Source organism: Corynebacterium sp. MSK008, assembly GCF_030232585.1.
Classification (GTDB): Bacteria; Actinomycetota; Actinomycetes; order Mycobacteriales; family Mycobacteriaceae; genus Corynebacterium.
In genome coordinates, this window is the sequence record NZ_JASPJX010000044.1 from 1 (window position 1) to 280 (window position 280).

1 protein-coding gene is annotated in these 280 nt (G+C 68.9%); it reads left to right on the plus strand.

Going from position 1 to position 280, the window contains the following annotated elements:
- Positions 1–280 (plus strand): DDE-type integrase/transposase/recombinase (locus QP996_RS11810; RefSeq protein ID WP_284872821.1); only part of this gene is annotated, 280 nt, incomplete at both ends.

Consider the following 280-nt stretch of genomic DNA (forward strand, 5'->3'; position numbering starts at 1 on the left):
GCTCGGCAACATCCCCGACGGCGGCGGCTGGCGCTACGTCGGCCGCCAGCAGGGCGAGAAGAACCGCGCCGCCACCCCGGGCAAGCCCAAGAACAAGTACAGCGACCCGTTGATGGGCAAGGCCTACGTCCACACCGTCATCGACGACCATTCCCGCGTCGCCTACGCCGAGATCCACGACGACGAAACCGCCCTCACCGCCACCGCGGTCCTCGTTCGGGCCGTCGAGTGGTTCAACGCACGCGGGGTGACCGTTGAGCGGGTCCTGTCCGACAACGGC